This is a genomic window from Phaeobacter italicus (assembly GCF_001258055.1).
Taxonomy (GTDB): Bacteria; Pseudomonadota; Alphaproteobacteria; order Rhodobacterales; family Rhodobacteraceae; genus Phaeobacter; species Phaeobacter italicus.
On sequence record NZ_CVRM01000037.1, the window covers coordinates 79,335 to 93,615 of the forward strand.

The 14,281-nt window shown below is 59.0% G+C and carries 13 protein-coding genes; 3 read left to right on the forward strand and 10 right to left on the reverse strand.

All coding sequences use genetic code 11. The features are described 5' to 3' along the window. Window positions 1–55: 55 nt before the first annotated feature. Complete coding sequence (locus NIT7645_RS18720) at window positions 56–943, reverse strand: LysR substrate-binding domain-containing protein (RefSeq protein ID WP_008559615.1); 888 nt, start codon at window positions 941–943, stop codon at window positions 56–58. 104 nt (window positions 944–1,047) lie between these two features. On the opposite strand from NIT7645_RS18720, the gene glyA reads away from it, so the two are divergent. Then, on the forward strand, window positions 1,048–2,361 hold the full coding sequence (glyA, locus tag NIT7645_RS18725; protein WP_008562053.1) for a serine hydroxymethyltransferase: 1,314 nt from the start codon (window positions 1,048–1,050) through the stop codon (window positions 2,359–2,361). Between the two features lie 123 nt (window positions 2,362–2,484). Here glyA and NIT7645_RS18730 read toward each other — a convergent pair whose 3' ends face one another. From NIT7645_RS18730 to NIT7645_RS18745, 4 genes are all read right to left on the reverse strand, one after another. Next, entirely contained in the window at window positions 2,485–3,198 is a 714-nt protein-coding gene (locus NIT7645_RS18730; protein ID WP_008561372.1) for a trypsin-like serine peptidase, read from the reverse strand. Between the two features lie 546 nt (window positions 3,199–3,744). Further along, a complete protein-coding gene (locus tag NIT7645_RS18735) occupies window positions 3,745–6,786 on the reverse strand; it encodes an efflux RND transporter permease subunit (protein ID WP_008562520.1) in 3,042 nt (1,013 codons plus the stop codon). A gap of 10 nt (window positions 6,787–6,796) precedes the next feature. Then, window positions 6,797–7,840, reverse strand: a complete 1,044-nt coding sequence (locus tag NIT7645_RS18740) for an efflux RND transporter periplasmic adaptor subunit (RefSeq protein WP_008558783.1) — start codon at window positions 7,838–7,840, stop codon at window positions 6,797–6,799. Window positions 7,841–7,844: 4 nt separating this feature from the next. Then, window positions 7,845–8,300: a MarR family winged helix-turn-helix transcriptional regulator gene (locus NIT7645_RS18745; RefSeq protein ID WP_008559207.1), complete on the reverse strand. Its 456-nt coding sequence runs from the start codon at window positions 8,298–8,300 to the stop codon at window positions 7,845–7,847. Between the two features lie 227 nt (window positions 8,301–8,527). Here NIT7645_RS18745 and NIT7645_RS18750 point away from each other — a divergent pair, with 227 nt between their 5' ends. After that, entirely contained in the window at window positions 8,528–9,652 is a 1,125-nt protein-coding gene (locus NIT7645_RS18750) for a beta-ketoacyl-ACP synthase III (protein ID WP_008559348.1), read from the forward strand. An 83-nt stretch (window positions 9,653–9,735) separates the two neighbouring features. Here the strand turns inward: NIT7645_RS18750 and NIT7645_RS18755 are convergent, their stop codons facing one another. Then, the gene (locus tag NIT7645_RS18755) at window positions 9,736–10,191 is read right to left on the reverse strand and encodes a hypothetical protein (RefSeq protein ID WP_050687790.1); all 456 of its coding nucleotides are present in this window, start codon (window positions 10,189–10,191) and stop codon (window positions 9,736–9,738) included. A gap of 399 nt (window positions 10,192–10,590) precedes the next feature. On the opposite strand from NIT7645_RS18755, the gene NIT7645_RS18760 reads away from it, so the two are divergent. Beyond that, the gene (locus NIT7645_RS18760; protein WP_050687808.1) at window positions 10,591–11,181 is read left to right on the forward strand and encodes a thymidine kinase; all 591 of its coding nucleotides are present in this window, start codon (window positions 10,591–10,593) and stop codon (window positions 11,179–11,181) included. A gap of 116 nt (window positions 11,182–11,297) precedes the next feature. On the opposite strand, the gene NIT7645_RS18765 is transcribed toward NIT7645_RS18760, so the two are convergent. From NIT7645_RS18765 to NIT7645_RS18780, 4 genes are read right to left on the reverse strand one after another with little or no spacing between them, the layout of a single operon-like run. After that, window positions 11,298–12,224 (reverse strand): 2-hydroxyacid dehydrogenase, encoded by a 927-nt coding sequence (locus NIT7645_RS18765; protein WP_037302118.1) that lies wholly within the window; start codon window positions 12,222–12,224, stop codon window positions 11,298–11,300. A 38-nt stretch (window positions 12,225–12,262) separates the two neighbouring features. Then, window positions 12,263–12,601 (reverse strand): tRNA-binding protein, encoded by a 339-nt coding sequence (locus tag NIT7645_RS18770; RefSeq protein ID WP_008562389.1) that lies wholly within the window; start codon window positions 12,599–12,601, stop codon window positions 12,263–12,265. Then, window positions 12,594–13,418: a pyrroline-5-carboxylate reductase gene (gene proC / locus NIT7645_RS18775; RefSeq protein ID WP_008560976.1), complete on the reverse strand. Its 825-nt coding sequence runs from the start codon at window positions 13,416–13,418 to the stop codon at window positions 12,594–12,596. The genes NIT7645_RS18770 and proC overlap by 8 nt, the downstream gene beginning before the upstream one ends. A 39-nt stretch (window positions 13,419–13,457) precedes the next feature. After that, the gene (locus tag NIT7645_RS18780; protein WP_008561419.1) at window positions 13,458–13,958 is read right to left on the reverse strand and encodes a type III secretion system chaperone family protein; all 501 of its coding nucleotides are present in this window, start codon (window positions 13,956–13,958) and stop codon (window positions 13,458–13,460) included. Window positions 13,959–14,281 lie beyond the last annotated feature (323 nt).

Sequence of the window (14,281 nt, forward strand, 5' to 3'; positions counted from 1 at the left end):
TCAAAAGGCCCCGGCACGAACTGTCCGGGGCCTTTTGCTATTTGGGGGACGCCTTTTAGGCCCTGCGCAATTGATCCACAACTGCGCCAAGGTCCGGCCCACGGCGCCCATGCGGGGGCTGCGTCAGCATCAGGGCGCGACCGGTGTCCGCGACTGGCGTCGCAAACGGACGGACCAGACGGCCCTCCTCCAGCGCATCAGCCACCAGCGCCTCGTGGCCCATCAGAACCCCTGCCCCTGCGACGGCTTCCTGCAGCGCCAGACTGTAGAGGGAGTATTGCGGCCCTTTCTCAGGGTCTTGGATTGAAACGGCTGCTTCCCTGCTCCAGATCACCCAATCCTGCGCCCATGTCTGATCCTGCAAGAGCACCTGGCCATTGATATCTGCAACCTGTGTCAGACGGGCTGCGATGCAGGGGGCGCACACCGGAAAGATCCGATCCTGCGCAAGGGGCAGCGCATGCGAGGGGGCGTCATCCGCAGGGTAGTAAAACAACGCCAAATCAAACAGCTCACGGTTGAGGTTCGGCGGGGTTTCCATCGCTGTTACGGAAATCTTGAGCGCAGGAAACGCGGCGCGCAGCCGTTCTAGCCGCGCAGGGAGCCAAAGCTGCGCGACACAGGGCAGTGCCGCAATATGAAGCTCTTGCACCGGACGGATCGATCGCAATGCCTGCGTCGCAGCGCCCAGCGCATCAAAAGCTGCGACAAACGTCGGCAGCAACGCCTGTCCCGCCTCTGTAAGGGTCACCCCCTGCGCATGACGCCGGAACAGCGCGCTTCCGGCCCAGTCTTCCAGAGATTTCACCTGTTGTGAAACAGCCCCTGGTGTCACCCCCAATTCCTCGGCAGCGGCCACAAAGCTCTCCCGCCTTGCCGCAGTCTCAAAGGCACGCATCGCATTCAGTGGCGGCCCCTTGGGGCGCAGAGGAGCAACGGGCATGGGCATCTCGCATAGGCTTAGTTTTTCTACCCCAAGAAATAGCAAATCTGATTTGCCACGTCACCGCAAAGAGACGCAGACTGCCCGCAACCAAGGAGGATGAGATGACCCAAGCCCCCCGCCACTGGCTGGCTGCACCCTCTGCAGACCGGATCGAGGCAATCAGTTCCGCGACAAAAGATGCGGATTCTGCCGCTCTCTTGCAGCGCATCCACGCACTCTGTGAAGAAAATCGCGTCATTCACGAAGAGCAATGCTTCAACCTCAATCCGGCTACAAACGTGATGAACCCAAAGGCCGAAGCCCTGTTGGCGTCCGGTCTCGGCTCCCGGCCTTCGCTTGGCCATCCCGGTGACAAATACGAAATGGGGCTGGAGGCGATCGAGGAGATCGAAGTGATCGCAGCCGATCTCGCAGCAGAAGTGTTTGACGCAAAATATGCCGAGATCCGCGTCGGATCCGGGGCGTTGGCCAATCTCTATGGCTTCATGGCGACCTGCAAACCGGGGGATACCATCATCGCGCCGCCCGCCAGCATCGGCGGGCATGTGACACATCACGGACCAGGATGCGCCGGTCTGTTTGGGTTGCGCTGCCTGGAGGCCCCTGTCGCGGCCGATGGCTATACGGTCGACCTTGATGGTTTGCGCGATTTGGCCCGAAAAGAGCACCCTAAGCTGATCACCATCGGGGGCAGCCTCAACCTGTTCGAACATCCCGTCGCCGCGGTGCGCGCGATTGCCGATGAAGTGGGGGCAAAGGTGATGTTTGACGCGGCTCATCAATGCGGCATCATCGCTGGAAAGGCCTGGTCTGATCCACTGGCGGAAGGGGCGCATTTCATGACCATGAGCACCTACAAGAGCCTCGGTGGCCCCGCTGGCGGCTTGATCGTCACGAACGACGCCGGATTGGCAGAGATACTGGATAGCATCGCCTTTCCTGGCATGACCGCCAATTTCGACGTTGCCAAGTCCGCGGCTCTTGCCGTCACGCTTCTGGATTGGCGGGATTTCGGGAAAGCCTATGCGGCCGAGATGATTGACATGGCAAATGCTCTGGCCGCCGCGCTGGATGAGCACGGCATAACGACCTTCAAGGGAAGCACGGGCATTGCCACCCAGTCGCACCAGTTTGCGGTTCTCGCGGCCCCATATGGGGGTGGCCAGACAGCTTCAAAACTGCTGCGCAAGAACGGGTTTCTGGCCTGCGGCATCGGCCTGCCAGTCGCGACTGTGGCGGGGGATCTGAACGGTTTGCGGATTGGCACACCTGAGTTGGTTCGTTGGGGAATGACGGCGGCTGATGCTCCGCGTCTGGCTGACCTTATCGCGCGCGCACTGCGTGGGGACACCGTTCAAGACGAGGTCGCGGCCTGGCGGTCGAGCTTTGACAGGTTGCATTTCATCCACGCTTAAGCCCTGCCCCGTCCTGAGAAAGCAGAAAGCCCCGAGGAAATTCCTCGGGGCTCTTGCTGATCTGGCCGACCGCCTCCCACGGACGTTTTGTGGGAAACGGAGCGGAGGCGTATCGGGCCGGTCTCAGCCCGCGCGGCGCATCAGCGCCCACAGCGATCCGTCTAGCGATGTCGCAAGCGACACTGGTCTTCGCCCCATCTGAGCCTTGGCCGAGATCACAGAAACCAGCCTCGGCGCTTGCCCCGGCACGATCTGCAAGACCGGAGAGCCAGAGGCCCCGTAGTCCACCTTGCAGGAGGTAACCAGCGTCTCACTGCGAGACGACAGGATGGTACATCCCCGCTCTCGAGCCGGTCTGGTTGAGGTTTGCATCGAATAGGACAGAACATCCACGCTATCACCCGGCAAAGGGGCAGCGGCCAGCGCAAAGGGGCGCACCTCGCTTGCGCTGATCGGTTTGTTCAACCTCAGAACCGCGATGTCGCTTCCCGGTTCACTTCGGTCTGACCAGCGATGTCTGTAGCCCGGATGAATGACCGCCTTGACGACCTGCCGCTCGGCCTTGGCCCTGCGTCCGTTCAATCCTGCCTCAAACTTGATGGTGCGCGGGTTTACCGCCTGACCCGTCTGAGGGTTGTAGAGACAATGTGCTGCAGTCAGCACGAGGTTGGGCGCAATCAGACTGCCGGTGCACATGTTGCGCCCCGAGATGTTCAATCGACCAACTGCCTCCCACCCGGGAACAGCACTGACACGGGCCGATTGCGCCTCTGCCGGCGCCCCGAACGAGGCGCCGCTGATTATGGCAGCCGCAACGGCTGCAAGTAAGCGTTTCATGGTCCACTCCATTTTTCCCACACCCTGATCCTGCGAGCGGGCTGGGGCCGGAATGCGGCCTGGAGTTGTGCGGACCTGTCAGAAAGAGGGACAGATTATGACAGGATTAACAGAAGGTTAACGTGAGGCCACCCATCGTTTGGCAGCCTTGGCAGGCGCCATATTTTCTTTACCTGACCTGAACGATTTGGTGAAAATTATCCAATAATGCCCTGACAATCGGCGCTATTTCCGAAAGGAATTGGGTAAGAAATTCCCCGGATTTCCGTGTTTTCGGGGCCAACCGGGAAAGGTTTCGGCCAGATTAAGGCAAGAGTTGGCCGTATCCCCAAGCGATTGGGGCAAGATCCGAGTCGGTGAAACCGAGCCGATCCCTTAACAGGGGGCGCCTTGCGAACGGTGCCCTTTGGATTGCGGCTTGGGGGATGGAACACCTCAGGATGAAGAGCAGCGCATCAACTGCAGAGCACACGCATAAGGTGATTGCTCCATAAGAAAACCCCGGCAGGATCTGCCGGGGTTCTCAGTCTTGCTATGGTCGCAGACCTATGCGACTGCGGCCTCGCGTTTTTCATCCCGACCAAAGAAGATCAGGTAGAACACGGGCGCGGCAACCAGGGTCAGGATCGTTGCGAATGCAAGCCCGCCCATGATCGTGATCGCCATCGAGACAAAGAACGCATCGCTCAGAAGCGGTGCCATCCCGAGGATCGTGGTCACGGCCGCCAGCATCACCGGGCGCAGACGCGAGACGGATGCCTCGACAATTGCCTCGCGCAGCGGTCTGCCCTCTGCCCGAACCAGATCGATTTCCTCGACCAGGACGATGCCGTTCTTGATCAGCATGCCAGACAGGGACAGCAGGCCAAGAAGCGCAGTGAAGGTGAAGGGCATGCCCGTTCCCAGCAAGCCAATAACCACACCGTTTACGGACATGGGAACCAGCAACCAGATGATGATCGGCTGGCGGATCGCGTTGAACAGAAGAACCGAAATCAGAACCATGATGAGAATGGTGACCGGCAATTGCTTGCCCAGGCTCGCATTTGCATCACTAGAGTTCTCGTGCTCGCCGCCCCATTCCATCGTATAGCCTGTGGGGACTTCGATGGCTTCGATGGTTTGGCGGATCTCGGCAAACACGCTCGCTGCGGTCAGGTCCGGTGGGATGTCTGCGCCGACGGTCAGGGTCGCGACACGGTCGCGGCGATGCACCAGCGTGTTTTCTACGACGACATTCACCCCATCAATCATCTGCTCCAGCGGAACAAAGCTGCCAGCGGATTCCGAGAATACAAGCTGATCCATCAGATTGTATTCTCCCTCCGCCGGGCGGCGAATGATGATCGGGATCAGGCGTTCCCGCTCGCGGAAGACACCAGCCGTCAGGCCATCCGTGGAGAACTGCAGCGCATCGGCGATGGCCTCTCGGGTCACGCCTGCCGTCTGGGCCCGATCTGTTGCGTAGACCGGCTTTAGCGTGACTTCCTGTTCGCGCCAGTCCTGACGGACGCTCAGGATATTGGGAGAGCCTTCGCGCAGGCGCTGCATCGCCTCGTCCCCCAAAGCGCGCAGTACACGTGGGTCAGGCCCAGCAAAGCGCACTTCGATCGGAGCGCCGCCACCGGGGCCGAAAACCAGCCTCTGGGTGCGGAACTCGCCTTCCGGGAACTGCGCCTTGCCAAAGGCTTCCAGATCCTCTTGCAACGCCGGGATCGCTTCCAGACTGTTGGTCCGGATGATGAGATGGCCGTAGCTTGGGTTTGGATCCTCTGACTCGTAGGTCAGCATGAAGCGGGTCGCCCCCTTGCCGATGAAGCTCGCGACCGAGGCGACCTCTTCTCTGTCGGACAGCCAGTCTTCTACCTGCTGCATATGGGCAGATGTGGTCTGGATCGAACTTCCCTGCGGCAGCTTGTAGTTCACAAAGAACAGCGGCGTGTTGGAGTTGGGGAAGAACTGCTGTTTGACCTGCCCAAAACCGATGAAACACAGCACGGTCACAGCAATCAGCCCCGGAACAACCAGCCAACGCATCTTGAGCGACAGACGCAACAGCGCACCGTAGCCCCGGAAAAGGAAACCGGAATAGGAATCCAGGTCATCGCCGCTGCCCTGCTTAAAGAAGTAGTGGCCAAGCAGCGGCGTCGCGGTGAGTGCCAGCAACCAGCTCAGCAAGAGCGAGATCGCGATGACCGCAAACAGGGAGAACATGAACTCGCCTGTGGAATCCGGGCTGAGACCGATACCGGCAAAAGCCATGATGCCGATCACGGTTGCACCCAGAAGCGGGATTTGCGTCTTGGCTGCGGCCTCATGTGCGGCCTCGCGCGAGGTCTTTCCACGCGCCATCGCAATCTGCATGCCTTCAGCCACAACGATTGCGTTGTCCACCAGCATACCCATCGCGATGATCAGTGCCCCAAGAGAAATCCGCTCCATCTCGATTGAGAAGAGGTTCATGAACATCAACGTGCCAACGACCGTCAGCAGCAATGTCGTGCCCACGACCACCGCGGCCCGCCAGCCCATGAAGATCGCAAGGACAACCACCACAATCGCGACAGACATGGCGAGGTTCACAAGAAAGTCGTTGGAGGCCTGTTCCACCACCACGTGCTGTTGGTAGATCGGCTTCAGCTCCACGCCATAGGGGATCTGATTGTCGAGTTCGGCAAGGCGGGCATCTACCCGTTTGCCGACTTCCACGATGTTCTCGCTCGACAGGCCCGCAACCCCAAGAGTAAAGGCCTCGACCCCGTCGAAACGGATGATCTGACCGGGGTCATCGACCCGACCGCGATGGACATCTGCCATATCGACGACATTGATGACCTCACCTTGCGATCCCACTGTGAGACCCGCGATTTCAGAGACGGAGTCCGACCCTTCCGGTGCGCTCAGACGGGTTTCGACCCCGTCGCTGTCTAGGCTGCCTGCCGGACGGACAGAGTTGGCCGTTGCCAGCGCGTTGGCCACTGCCCCGATGGGAATGTTCTGATTGACGGTGATGGCCATCTTCGGCTCAACAAAGATCGCTTCCTCTGGGAGGCCCGCGACCTGAACGTCAGCAACCCCATCAACGGCCAGCAACTCGCGGCGCAGAAAGGTGGCCAATTCGTGCCGCTCGGCATCGGTGAACCCTTCGGCGGTGACGGCGTAGAACACACCGAACACGTCGCCAAAGCCATCATCGACATAGGGTTTTCCCACGCCATCGGGCAGGCCGCGGGATGCGTTCTCGACCTTGGCGCGCAGCTTGGTCCAGAGCTGGGGCAGCTCTGTTCCGTCGAATGTGTCTTTCATCTCCACATCGATCCGGGATGATCCCGGTTGATTCATGGAGCGGATTTCCTTCACCTCGCCCATCTGCTGGATGGCGGATTCCAACGGTTCCGTCACTTCCAGCGCGACCTGCTCAGCGCTCGCGCCGGGGTATTGGGTGATGACAACCGCCTGTTTGATGGTAAAGGCCGGATCCTCAAGCCGCCCGAGGTTCAAAAAACCCCAGATCCCCCCGAAGAGGGCAGTGAGCATGATGATCCATGTATAGAGCGGCCGATTTATCGACCCGCGTGCGATATCCATGGTCTGCCTCTCAGTTGTTGAAGCCGGTAAAGCGGCGAACCGCCTGACCATCGACAAGAGCACTGCCCCCGGTCAGAACGATTTCCTCGCCGCCATTCAGCCCGCTGAGGATCTCGATCTGGCCATTGTCAGTGGGGTTTGTTTCCACCTTGACCCAAGACACGGTTCCTTCGTCCGCCCCATTCGGGCTGAACAGCATGACCCCGGTCTCGCCGCTGGCCGAAGCCACAATCGCTGACGGGGGGACGATGACGCCGGTTTCACCGGTATCAACCTGGACTTGAACCGTTGCAGATGCACCGGGAAAGACCTGACGGTCTTCTGGCGGGCTCAGGCGAAAGGTGACACGGTAGGTTTGGCCGACACTGCTGGCTTCGGCATCAAACTCAAGGATCTGCAGCGGATAACGTGTATCACTGCCGGGAAAGGTCGCAGTGATGGTCAGCGCGTCTGTTTCTTCTTCCTGCTGGAACAGAACTTCTGGCACATCGACCTCGATGTGCAGTTCTGACATGTCATGCAATCGCACGATCGGGGCACCCGCGCCTACAGTGCTGAAAAGGGCCACTTCACGACTGGAAACCAGCGCATCGAACGGGGCGTTCAGGGTCGCGTGCTCCAATGCATATGATGCGTCACGCAACGCGATCGCCGTCAGCCCGGCCTGTGTTTCGGCATCGTCGATTGAAACCTGGCTTACGGTTCCTGTGAGCTTTTCCAGACGCGCAACGGTTCGATCTGCCTGCTCCTTTTGCAGCTGAGCCTGTTCCAGCTTCAGCTCAAAAGGTTCCAGATCCAGCTCAGCGATCAAGGCCCCTTGTGGGACAAACGCCCCTTCTGTCACCGGAAATTTGACAACCTGCCCGGCAACCTGAAAGGCCAGATCGACTGTTTCCTTTGCTGTCACCTGTCCGAAAAATTCCCGCTTGATCGGTTTCGATCCAGCCTGAGCTTCCATCAGCTTCACCGGTTTTGCCACATCCTGTGCAAGGGCGGGCACCGCCCCCATCACAAGTCCCAGCACCCCGGCCAGCAGTTTCGCGCCAACCTTCATCTCGTCACTCCTTCCCGGACGGTTTCGTTTCCGTCGCTAGTATATTGTCATGAATTTTTGCAGACAGGGCCGCAAATTGTTGGGTTTCTTCTTCAGACAGTCCTGAAACCTCGCGAAACAGCTCTGCAGCGGCATTTTGCAGAGCCGCCCTCTGGACCTGCCCTGCGGGGGTAAGAACCAGTTGCCATGCCCGCCGATCCCTTGGGTCGCGCTCCCTCCGGATGAGGCCAAGCAACTCCAGACTGTCTGCTGCGGCGGTGACGGTGGAGGGCACAGTCTGCATCCTGCGGGCGAGCTCTCCCATCCTGCGCGGCTCATCCAGGCCGATCAACAGATGTGATTCCATTCGGTTCAATTCCGGCGCCTCCGGGGCATCGTCGATGCAGGCATCCACCTTCCAATACAGCGCAAAGACGCCAAGCAGAGCTGTCACTTCGGGGCAGTTTGCTGTCTTGGGCATGGCTGTTGCTTCCTTTCGAACCGGGATGGCCTGGCTGTGCTCACGGGCATGTTACCCTCGCGCATATATTTCGGAACTCGAACCATTCAAGAAGTGAAAGTAAAATCTCTTATGCGCGCGGCTGACGTAGGTGCAGCCTGCGGTCTCATTGGGGCTGTGGATCTTGACCTTGTGCAACGATAATGCCCAGATATGCGGCACTCTGAAAACCACCCGAAGGTTCCGTCATGTTCACACCCGCCATCACCGGCACGGGCGTCTTCACCCCGTCACAGAAGATCACCAACGCCGAGCTGGTCGCGGCGTTCAATGCTTACGCGGACAAGACCAATGCAGAAAACGCCGAGGCGATTGCCGCGGGTGACATGGAGCCGCTTCAGCATTCCTCGGAAGAGTTCATTCTGAAGGCCTCTGGCATCGAACAGCGTTACGTCATGGACAAAAGCGGCGTTCTGGATCCCGAGGTCATGCATCCCCTGCTGCGTCAGCGCAGTGATGATGAACCCTCGATCATGGCGGAGATGGCTGTCGATGCGGCCAAGAAGGCGCTGGAACAGGCGGGCAAGACAGCCGCTGATGTGGATGCGGTTATCTGCGCTGCATCCAATATGGAGCGTGCATATCCTGCAGTTGCGATCGAGATCCAGCAGCTTCTTGGCATCCAGGGATTTGCCTTTGACATGAATGTCGCCTGCTCCTCGGCGACGTTCGGCATCCAAGCTGCCGCCGACATGGTGCGGTCCGGTTCTATCCGCTCGGCCCTGGTGGTGAACCCTGAAATCTGCTCGGGCCATCTGGAGTGGCGGGACCGGGATTGCCACTTTATCTTTGGCGATGTGGCAACAGCGACCTTGATCGAACGCGAAGAGAACGCAACCGGTGCGTATTTTGAGATTCTCTCGACCCGCTGCGCGACCGAGTTTTCCAACAACATCCGCAATAACAACGGCTACCTGCGCCGCTCGCGTCCGGATGGTGTCCAGGACCGCCGCGACATGCAGTTCATGCAAAACGGGCGCAAAGTCTTCAAAGAAGTCCTGCCAATGGTCAGCCAGCATATCACTGACCACATGGACGCCGAGGGGATCACCAGTGATGAGCTGAAACGTCTGTGGCTGCATCAGGCCAACAAGACGATGAACGATTTCATCGGCAAAAAGGTTCTGGGACGCACGCCAGAGGACGGCGAACAGCCCAACATCCTGCAGGAATACGCAAACACCTCCTCTGCGGGCTCCATCATCGCGTTTTCGAAATACTCCGATGATCTGCAGAACGGAGATCTTGGCCTGATCTGTTCGTTTGGCGCAGGCTATTCGGTTGGGTCAGTGGTGTTGCGTCGCGTCAGCTGATCCGCATCCCACTTGCATAAAAAAACCCCGCCAGATTGTATGTCTGGCGGGGTTTTCCATGTCAGCCGGTTCATCAATTGCGATCAGCCGCTTTCCTCTTCGAGGTGCAGTTTCATATCCAGCAGAACCTGTTGCAGCATCACGGTCTCGCGCAGCAGACGCTTTGCTTCGTTGATGGTGATGATGCCATCGGCCATCGCTTCCTGATATTCGCTCATCAAGGTCGCAAACCGCTGGCTGAGCGCGATGACGTCAGAATTCACCCCGCCACTGCGCTCACTTGAACTGGATTCACCATAAGAGAGCGTGATGTTCTTGAGATCCGCCAGACCAGAGGTCACATGCGGGAAGGATGCTGCCGACTCGAGCTTGGCAACGGCATCAACAGGCATGAAACGATCCGCGTGTTCGGGATTGTCAGAGTAATACCGGCCCAATGTCGCCTTGGATTTCCCGGTGATCTGGCAGGCCGCTTCGATCCCGACATCCTTGACCAATGCCTCTGTGTGTTTTTTTAGATAAGTACCTACGTCTGCCATACAATTTCTACCTGGTTAAGACCCCTGCCCCTTTGGGGAAGAAACGCGTTAATTTCCCATTCCCGACTTTTAGATGAAATGAGATGCTATGGCTATCCCCGTGGTATCTGGGGAATTACTTCGCCCCGGGTTCCTTAACGGCACTTTGGCGAAGCGGGCGGGGGCGTGTACTGTATGCCTCTGCCTGGGGCGTTTTCTGCCCAAGTCTGCACCCTGCCCTCGGCGATCATGAGGTTCCTTTCTCGGGTTGTTCCGCCTCTGTTTGATGGCCGATGGGCTGGGTGCGCGTTATTTGACCAATTGATCAATCCCCACATCCCGTTTGCATCTTTCACTATGCCGTCACGGTCAGCGGAAAAAACCGTTCCATCCGCGACCCGCTCCGGCTACATCAGCGCCATGGCCAAGCTCTATTTCAACTACTCCACCATGAACGCCGGCAAATCGACGGTGTTGTTGCAAGCCTCGCATAACTACCGCGAGAACAATATGGACACCTATCTGCTGACGGCTGCGATTGATGATCGCGCAGGTCAGGGGCGCATCGCATCGCGGATCGGAATCGGCGCCGAGGCGGACATGTTCGTCTCAGACGATGATCTGTTTGACCGCGTGGTTGCCCGCCTCGCGCAGGGGCCGTTGGCGGCCATCTTTGTGGATGAGGCGCAGTTCCTGTCCCCCAAACAAGTCTGGCAGTTGGCCCGCGTGGTTGATGACTTGCGGGTTCCAGTGCTGTGCTACGGGCTGCGCGTCGACTTCCAGGGCAATCTGTTCCCCGGCTCTGCGACCCTTCTAGCGCTGGCAGACGAAATGCGAGAGGTGCGCACGATCTGCCACTGCGGGAAAAAGGCCACAATGGTCATCCGTCAAGATGAGACCGGCCGCACCATCACCGAAGGGGAGCAAGTGCAGATCGGGGGCAATGAGACCTATGTCTCGCTATGCCGACGCCATTGGCGCGAGGCTACTGGCGATAATCCAGACGTCTGAGCCCGGCTGGTTTCTGTGCCCCCAATCGGCATCTCAATAGCCAGGGCGGGACAATCCCGCCCTTTTTCTGGTCAGGGCCAGCGGATGGATCAGCCGGATAGATCAGACCGGATAGATCAGACCGGGGTCACGAGCGCCTGACCGGCCACAAAGGCTGCAACATTATCGAGCGCCAGCTGCCCCATGTCGCTGCGCACCTCTTCCGTCGCGGTTCCCAGATGCGGCAGCAGTGTCACCTGATCCATCTGACGCAAGGCTTCAGGCACCTTGGGCTCAAACTCATAGACATCCAGCCCCGCCCCCGCGATCTGCCCCTGTTCGAGCGCAGCAATCAAAGCGGCCTCATCAACCACTTCTCCGCGGGCAATATTGATCAGCAACGCTGTTGAGCGCATTGCGCCCAGCACTTCGGCGGTGATCAGATGCCTGGTTTCGGCTCCCCCCGGCACTGCCAGCACCAAGACATCAACAGATGCCGCCAGTTCCAAGAGGCTGTTGGCACGTGTCACCGGGAAATCGGGCGTCTTGTTGCTGCGGGCCAGATAGCTCACCTCCATCGCAAACCCATAGTGACAGCGCCGCGCGATAGCCTCGCCAATACGGCCAAAGCCGACGATCCCCACGTGCTTGCCCGTCAGATGAAGGCCAAGCATTTGGGTAGGATGCCATCCCTGCCACGCCCCCGAGCGCACCAGACGCTCGCCCTCTCCTGCGCGCCGGGCCGTCATCAACATCAACGTCATGGCAATATCGGCCGTTGCATCCGTCACCGCACCCGGCGTATTGCTGACTGCAATGCCTGCGGCTTTGGCTGCGGCAACATCAATATGATTAAAGCCAACACCGAAATTCGCCAGAAGCCGACAGCGCGGCTCTGGGACATCGGCAAATGTGGCCGCGTCAAAGGCATCCCCCAGCGTCGGAACAACAATGTCAAAGTCGCGCAGCGCGCGTCTGCGGTCTTCCTGCGTGAGGGGCGAGGTCTCAGCCCGGATCTCGACGTCAAACTCCGCCCTTGCGCGCGCCTCAACGGCGGCAGTCATGGGGCGGGTGATCCATAGTTTGGGGCGTTTTACGTTGCTCAATGCATCCGCCCCCCAATTGGAACCGGCCCATCCGGACCGATCAGAACAATCTCACCGCTTTCATCCGGCAATCCAAGGACAAGAACCTCGGACATGAATTTACCAATCTGGCGTGGGGGAAAGTTCACAACGGCCATGACCTGTTTTCCCACCAGTTTTTCCGGGCTGTAATGAGCGGTCACCTGCGCCGATGTTTTCTTGACGCCGATCTCTTCACCAAAATCCACCCACATCTTGATCGCGGGCTTGCGGGCTTCGGGATAATCCTCGGCGCGAATGACCTCACCCACCCGCACATCGACCTTCAGAAACTCATCAAAGGAAATCTCAGCCACGGGACAACTCCTTGGAGCGCTCTGTCGCGGCCCCGACGGCACGACGCAAAAGCGTCGGGAAACCGTCAGCTTCATTCATCAAGACCTCAAGGGCAGCCTGTGTTGTACCATTGGGGCTGGTCACGTTCACGCGTAGCTGCGAGGGGGTTTCCTCCGCCGCCTCTGCCAAGGCACCAGCCCCCGCAACCGTGGCTTTGGCCAGTTGCATGGCCAGATCGGCAGGCAAACCCTCAGCCTCTCCTGCAGCGGCAAGCGTTTCAATCAGGTGAAAAACGTAAGCCGGCCCTGAGCCGCTGACACCCGTGACGGCATCGATCTGACCTTCGCTTTCCAGCCGAACGATCTGACCAATCGCCTGCAACAGCGCCTCTGCGCGGTCCAGATCCGCACTGCTGGCTTGTGTGTTTCCAATGATTGCAGTGATCCCGCGACCGATGGCGGCGGGTGTATTGGGCATCGCCCGCACCAACGGTGTCTGTGAGCCCAGCAGATCTTCGAATGTGGCGATGGACGTGCCTGCTGCAACCGAAATGAACAGGGTCGGACCATTCCCAAGCGACTGCATCTGGGGCAGCGCCTCTCCCATCATCTGGGGCTTGACCGCAATCAACACGATGCCGGGCGCTTTGTCTCCCTCTGGCAGAGGGGCGTTGATCTGCACACCAGTCTGGCGCAACCAATCGGACGGATTGGGGTCGATCACCCAGACTGCGTCCGGGGATACTCCCTGATCGAGCCAGCCTGCCAACATGGCTGACCCCATTTTCCCACAGCCCAGCAACGCAATACCGCGCGATGCGATTTCGGATACCTGCATTTCCCCTCCCCTTCGATAAATCCGGTTTGGGGAGAAGGTTTACGCGCGCCCGTAGGCCTCTGCAATGGCGACCTGCAGTGCCTCACGCGGGGGCTGCCCGCCCCACACCATCAACTGGATCGCCGGGTAATAGCGTTCGCAGTTTGACACCGCCGCATTGATCAACGTGTCGATCTGCTCAGCGCTGGCAACCTGACCACCGGCCAGAACCAGCCCATAGCGGAACAACATCAGCTTATGTTCGGGCCAAAAGGTGAAACCACCCGCCCAGCACTGATCATTCATTTCGTTGATCAGCTCATACAGCTGGGGCAGTTTTTCCTTTGGCGGCTCCATTTCAAAGCTGCACACCATTCGCAGGGTTTCTTCATAGCCGGACCACGCGAGGGTCAGCGAATAGGTTCGCCACTGCCCTTCGACAGCCATGGCGATCTGGTCATCGCCAATGCGGTCAAAGTCCCAATCGTGATCGGAGGCCAGATGTTCGACAATGTCGATAGGGTGAATTTCGTCTTCCAGAAACTGTTCGGAAAGAGCCATGATGCCACCTCTCTGCTCTCTAGCAAAAGCGATGTCTGGCACCCCCAATTGCTAGCGGCCTGCTCAAGAAAGAGAGGGGTTTTCCGCCTCTCCTACTAGATATGGTGGCCGCCCGAAACGCATCTGGCAACCCTTTATTTGGGGATAACTGCAATAAGTTGTGGACGAATGAAAACTGCCCGCAAAATATCGTAACTTCGATCAATGTTGCGGCAATCGTCCTTTGTCACATGGAAACCCGCTGGGAAGCCGCCGCCGCACGGACGCAGGAACCACCCCGACCACAAAAGAAAACGCCGCCCCTCAAAGGGCGGCGCTGGTCC

Coding starts and splice junctions, on each gene's coding strand:
- NIT7645_RS18735 (WP_008562520.1), bottom strand. CDS start 6,786: ATGGATATCGCACGCGGGTCGATAAATCGGCCGCTCTATACATGGATC.
- NIT7645_RS18740 (WP_008558783.1), bottom strand. CDS start 7,840: ATGAAGGTTGGCGCGAAACTGCTGGCCGGGGTGCTGGGACTTGTGATG.
- NIT7645_RS18730 (WP_008561372.1), bottom strand. CDS start 3,198: ATGAAACGCTTACTTGCAGCCGTTGCGGCTGCCATAATCAGCGGCGCC.
- NIT7645_RS18760 (WP_050687808.1), top strand. CDS start 10,591: ATGGCCAAGCTCTATTTCAACTACTCCACCATGAACGCCGGCAAATCG.
- proC (WP_008560976.1), bottom strand. CDS start 13,418: ATGCAGGTATCCGAAATCGCATCGCGCGGTATTGCGTTGCTGGGCTGT.
- glyA (WP_008562053.1), top strand. CDS start 1,048: ATGACCCAAGCCCCCCGCCACTGGCTGGCTGCACCCTCTGCAGACCGG.
- NIT7645_RS18720 (WP_008559615.1), bottom strand. CDS start 943: ATGCCCGTTGCTCCTCTGCGCCCCAAGGGGCCGCCACTGAATGCGATG.
- NIT7645_RS18750 (WP_008559348.1), top strand. CDS start 8,528: ATGTTCACACCCGCCATCACCGGCACGGGCGTCTTCACCCCGTCACAG.
- NIT7645_RS18755 (WP_050687790.1), bottom strand. CDS start 10,191: ATGGCAGACGTAGGTACTTATCTAAAAAAACACACAGAGGCATTGGTC.
- NIT7645_RS18765 (WP_037302118.1), bottom strand. CDS start 12,224: ATGACTGCCGCCGTTGAGGCGCGCGCAAGGGCGGAGTTTGACGTCGAG.
- NIT7645_RS18745 (WP_008559207.1), bottom strand. CDS start 8,300: ATGCCCAAGACAGCAAACTGCCCCGAAGTGACAGCTCTGCTTGGCGTC.
- NIT7645_RS18780 (WP_008561419.1), bottom strand. CDS start 13,958: ATGGCTCTTTCCGAACAGTTTCTGGAAGACGAAATTCACCCTATCGAC.